We start from the raw sequence: 5,083 nt of genomic DNA, 5'->3' as shown, positions 1-5,083 counted from the left end.
CGCCGCAGCTGCAGCGCCTGAGCGGCGATGCGCTGCTGGCCTGTGCGCCAGCCGGATTTGGTCCGCACCTGCTCGATGCCGGCTGCGGCACCGGCTGGTACAGCCGGTACTGGCGCGATCGCGACCGTCGGGTAACCGCGCTCGATCTCTCTTTGCCGATGCTGGACGCCGCGCGCGCGCAGCGATCGGCGCACCATTATCTGCAGGGTGATATCGACCGGCTGCCGCTGGCGGACGGCAGCGTGGATGGCGTCTGGAGCAACCTGGCGGTGCAGTGGAGCAGCGATCTGAGCGTGGCTCTGCAGCAATTTTATCGCGTGCTGCGGCCCGGCGGCACCGCGCTTTTTTCCACGCTGCTGGCGGGATCGCTGCCGGAGGTGGATCGCGCATGGGCAGCGATAGATTCCCGTCGTCACGCCAACCGCTTTCTTCAGGCCGGTGAGGTTACCGCTGCCGCGCGGGCGCAGCCGCTGCGCAGCACGCAGCAGATCATCACGCTGCACTTTCCGGATGCGCTGAGTGCGATGCGCTCGCTGAAGGGAATTGGCGCGACCCACCTGCACGGCGGACGCAGCAACAGCGTACTGACGCGTCAGCAGCTGGCGCAGCTTGAGCGGCACTGGCCGCAGGATGAACAGGGCTATCGCCTCACTTATCACCTGATGTATGGAGTTTTGCAAAAATGAAACGCTGGTTTATCACCGGAACCGACACCGAAGTGGGAAAAACAGTTGCCAGCGGCGCGCTGCTGCAGGCGGCCAGCGCTGCCGGGCTGCGTACGGCAGGTTATAAACCGGTAGCGTCGGGCTGTGAGATGACGGCGGAGGGCGTGCGCAACAGCGATGCGCTGGCGCTGCAGCGCTACAGCAGCGTGCCGCTGCGCTATGAACAGGTTAACCCGCTGGCATTTATGGAGCCGACCTCACCGCATATCGTGAGCGCAGAAGAGGGCAGGCCGATCGACTTTGCACAGCTCTCGGCGGGTCTGCGCAGCGTGGAAGCGCAGGCTGAATGGCTGCTGGTTGAGGGGGCGGGCGGCTGGTTTACGCCGCTTTCTGAGACGCAGACCTATGCGGACTGGGTCATCGCAGAGCAGCTGCCGGTGATCCTGGTGGTGGGCGTAAAGCTGGGCTGTATTAATCACGCCATGCTGACCGCTGCGGCGATCAAGGCAGCCGGCTTACCACTGGCAGGCTGGATCGCAAACGATATTCAGCCGCCGGGCAAGCGGCATCGTGAATATATTGCGTCGCTGCGCCAGCGCATCGACGCGCCGTTTCTGGGCGAAATCCCCTGGCTGGCGTCCGGGACGGAGCAGGCGACCTGCGGACGCTACCTGACGCTGCCCTGAGCGATAAGCATCCCTTAAGAGATCAGGCCGGCGTCAGCCATTTGTTCACGGTAAGATCGTCCAGCTGCGCAACGCGCCCCTGCGCCACATTACGTCCGCGGTGCAGCAGCAGAAAGTAGTCGGCGACGCGGCGTATAAACGAGACGTGCTGCTCCAGCAGCAGGATGGTCAGGCCATACTCCCGGTTGAGCCGCCGGATCAGGTTGCCCGTCTCCTCCTCCAGCCACGGCGACATCGTACCGGAAGGCTCATCGAGGATCAGCAGGCGCGGTTTCAGCACCAGCGCGCGCGCCAGTGCCAGCTGCTGCTGCAGATTAACCGGCAGCTCACCGCTGCGCTGATGGCGCAGTGAATAGAGCGCGGGAAACAGCTCAAACACCATCTCCGGAATGGCGCGGTTGCGCTCATCTTCAGCCGCCAGCAGGGCGATCAGCAGATTGTCCTCAACGCTCATCTGCGTAAAGATATGGCGCTTTTGCGGCACATATCCGATGCCCATCCGCGCCCGCTGCACGGCGGGCTGCAGCAGCAGGTTCTCCGGCGGATAGCCCGCCTCCTGCCAGCAGATAGAGCCGCTGTTGACCGGCAGATGGCCCATAATGCAGTTTACCAGCGTGGTTTTCCCCATCCCCGGACTGCCCAGCACGCCAGTGCAGGATCCCGGAGGCAGATCAAGATCGACATCCCACAGAATCTGATTCTGGCCATAAAACTGATTCACCGAACGTAAACTCAGCATCTGATCTTCTCCTTACAGATAGTTAGCCTGAATGCACCCGCTCTGTGTCGTCTGGCATGCAGTGACAGATTAAGTAACGCGGTGGTATCAGACATCAGGGCGTCCCTGTTAAACCTGAATGTTCTGCCGCCGGAAAAGAGATGCAATCAACGGGCCAGATCGATAATCCTGCGTTTCTGGCGTTAATAAATGCCCGTAATTGTGCCTTACACATCAGGAAATCTTAACTGTGAAAAGGGGTGATTAAGCTGCTGCACTTTGACGGTGCTGATTACTAAGCTTTTCTGGTGCATCTGTTCATTAATAAGGCAGCGGTCCAGTGCAGGAAAACAGCGCAGCCCAGGCGTGGCGGCGCTGTGGAATCAAAAAAGAATAGTTAATTGCGCCAGCCCTGCTGGAAAAATAATCATAAAAAAATTTTTTTGTTAGCGCAGAAGAGGGCGGGATTTTTTATACACAGCCTGCGGGCTCGGGGCTGGCTTCACTTATCCACTATTCCTGTGGATAACCTTGTGCATTAGCGACTGAAAACCGGGCGCAAGCGAGGAAATACGCGGCCTGGATACATTATGCTGCGAAACTGGGCTTTTGGTCTATTTTCATCAAATTCAGTATGTTATCTAAAAGCAAGCCTGTAAAACTCCGGCTGAATTTTACCGCTGCATTTTAATGACGTTCTCTTGACAATTGTTAAAAGCCCGGCCCGCCTGGGGATAACCTGGCGCGACATATTTTAGCCAGCTGCCGCTTTAATGCCTCTGAAGCGGCGCCACGGGCAGCAGGACCATCGTGGCGTTTATCTGTAAATATATCCAGTGTTTTTTTCTGGCAAAATCGCCATAGCAGAGTAGAATTATCAGCCTGCCAGCCCTTTTCTTCAGCAGGAATTCTGAAATCATGAGCAAAGTCTTTAAACTCAACTCCGCCTTTAAGCCTTCAGGCGATCAGCCTGAAGCGATCCGCCGTCTGGAGGAGGGGCTGGAAGATGGCCTTGCGCATCAGACCCTGCTCGGCGTAACGGGATCGGGCAAAACCTTTACCGTTGCCAATGTGATTGCCGATCTCAACCGGCCGACGATGGTTCTGGCGCCTAATAAAACGCTGGCGGCGCAGCTCTATGGGGAGATGAAAGAGTTTTTTCCGGACAACGCGGTAGAATTTTTCGTCTCTTACTATGACTACTATCAGCCTGAAGCCTATGTGCCGAGTTCTGACACCTTTATCGAAAAAGATGCGGCGGTGAACGAGCACATTGAGCAGATGCGCCTCTCCGCCACCAAAGCGATGCTGGAACGACGCGATGTCATCGTGGTCGCGTCGGTCTCGGCAATTTATGGTCTGGGCGATCCCGATCTCTATCTGAAAATGATGCTGCATCTGACGCGCGGTATGATCATCGATCAGCGCAGTATTTTACGGCGTCTGGCTGAGCTGCAGTATGCGCGTAACGATCAGGCGTTTCAGCGCGGTACGTTCCGCGTGCGCGGGGAGGTGATCGATATCTTCCCGGCGGAGTCCGACGATATGGCTCTGCGGGTGGAGCTGTTTGATGAAGAGGTTGAGCGGCTCTCACTATTTGATCCGCTTACCGGACAAATTGAGTCAGTGATCCCGCGCTTTACCATCTATCCCAAAACGCACTACGTTACGCCGCGCGAGCGCATCCTGCAGGCGATGGAAGAGATCAAAGATGAGCTGGCCCTGCGCCGTAAGGTGCTGCTGGAAAACAACAAGCTGCTGGAAGAGCAGCGCATTACGCAGCGCACCCAGTTTGACCTGGAGATGATGAACGAGCTGGGTTACTGCTCGGGGATTGAGAACTACTCCCGCTATCTCTCGGGACGCGGACCGGGTGAAGCGCCGCCGACCCTGTTTGACTATCTGCCGGCCGATGGTCTGCTGGTGGTGGATGAGTCGCACGTCACGATTCCGCAGATTGGCGGCATGTATCGCGGCGACCGCGCGCGTAAAGAGACGCTGGTGGAGTACGGCTTCCGCCTGCCGTCCGCGCTGGACAACCGTCCGCTTCGTTTCGAAGAGTTTGAGGCGCTGGCTCCGCAGACCATTTATGTTTCAGCTACGCCGGGTAAATATGAGCTGGAAAAATCGGGCACGGAAGTGATCGATCAGGTGGTGCGTCCGACAGGTCTGCTCGATCCCATCCTTGAGGTGCGCCCGGTCGGCACACAGGTGGATGACCTGCTCTCTGAAATCCGCAAACGCGTGGAGATCAACGAACGCGTGCTGGTGACGACGCTGACCAAGCGTATGGCTGAAGACCTTACTGAATATCTTGAAGAGCATGGTGAGAAGGTGCGCTATCTGCACTCTGATATCGATACCGTTGAGCGCATGGAGATTATTCGCGACCTGCGCCTGGGCGAGTTTGACGTGCTGGTAGGGATTAACCTGCTGCGTGAGGGACTTGATATGCCAGAGGTCTCCCTGGTGGCGATTCTCGACGCCGACAAAGAGGGCTTCCTGCGTTCAGAACGCTCCCTGATCCAGACGATTGGTCGTGCAGCGCGTAACGTGAACGGCAAAGCGATTCTTTATGCTGATAAAATCACGCCCTCTATGGCACGCGCGATTGAAGAGACAGAGCGACGTCGCGAGAAGCAGGAGCGCTACAACACCGAGCACGGCATTGTGCCGCAGGGGCTGAATAAGAAGATCACGGATATTCTTGAGCTGGGCAAAAACGTGGTGAAAACGCGCGGCAAAGGCAAAACGGCCACGCGCACGGCAGCAGAGAATGATGCTGATTACCTGGCGCTTACGCCACAGGCGATGCAGAAGAAAATTCACGAACTGGAAGCGCAGATGCAGCAGCATGCGCAAAACCTGGAGTTTGAAGAAGCCGCCAGCCTGCGCGACCGGCTGCATGAGCTGCGCGAACTGTTTATCGCCGCCTCATAACCACCAACCCGTACTGCATTCCGCAGGGGCCGCATCCATTCACCACCGGGTTTATACTTGGCCAGGGCGCCATG

4 protein-coding genes are annotated in these 5,083 nt (G+C 57.7%); 3 read left to right on the top strand and 1 reads right to left on the bottom strand.

Annotated features, from left to right (window positions below; all coding sequences use genetic code 11):
- Together bioC and bioD are read left to right on the top strand one after the other, a co-directional pair.
- On the top strand, positions 1-686 hold a 686-nt coding region (bioC, locus tag HA43_RS18280; protein WP_094112316.1), incomplete at its 5' end, for a malonyl-ACP O-methyltransferase BioC.
- Positions 683-1,351, top strand: a complete 669-nt coding sequence (gene bioD, locus HA43_RS18275; protein ID WP_071669003.1) for a dethiobiotin synthase — start codon at positions 683-685, stop codon at positions 1,349-1,351. The genes bioC and bioD, both read left to right, overlap by 4 nt.
- 22 nt (positions 1,352-1,373) lie before the next feature.
- Here the strand turns inward: bioD and HA43_RS18270 are convergent, their stop codons facing one another.
- On the bottom strand, positions 1,374-2,090 hold the full coding sequence (locus HA43_RS18270; RefSeq protein WP_094112315.1) for an ABC transporter ATP-binding protein: 717 nt from the start codon (positions 2,088-2,090) through the stop codon (positions 1,374-1,376).
- Between the two features lie 897 nt (positions 2,091-2,987).
- Here HA43_RS18270 and uvrB point away from each other — a divergent pair.
- Positions 2,988-5,009 carry an excinuclease ABC subunit UvrB gene (uvrB, locus tag HA43_RS18265; protein WP_039383316.1) on the top strand — a complete coding sequence of 674 codons (2,022 nt, stop codon included), beginning with the start codon at positions 2,988-2,990 and terminating at the stop codon, positions 5,007-5,009.
- The last annotated feature ends 74 nt before the right edge of the window (positions 5,010-5,083 follow it).

It is taken from the genome of Pantoea eucrina, from assembly GCF_002095385.1.
In the GTDB taxonomy this organism is placed as follows: Bacteria; Pseudomonadota; Gammaproteobacteria; order Enterobacterales; family Enterobacteriaceae; genus Pantoea; species Pantoea eucrina.
Note: the sequence above shows the minus strand (reverse complement) of the source record. Positions and strands in the feature narration are given on the sequence as shown.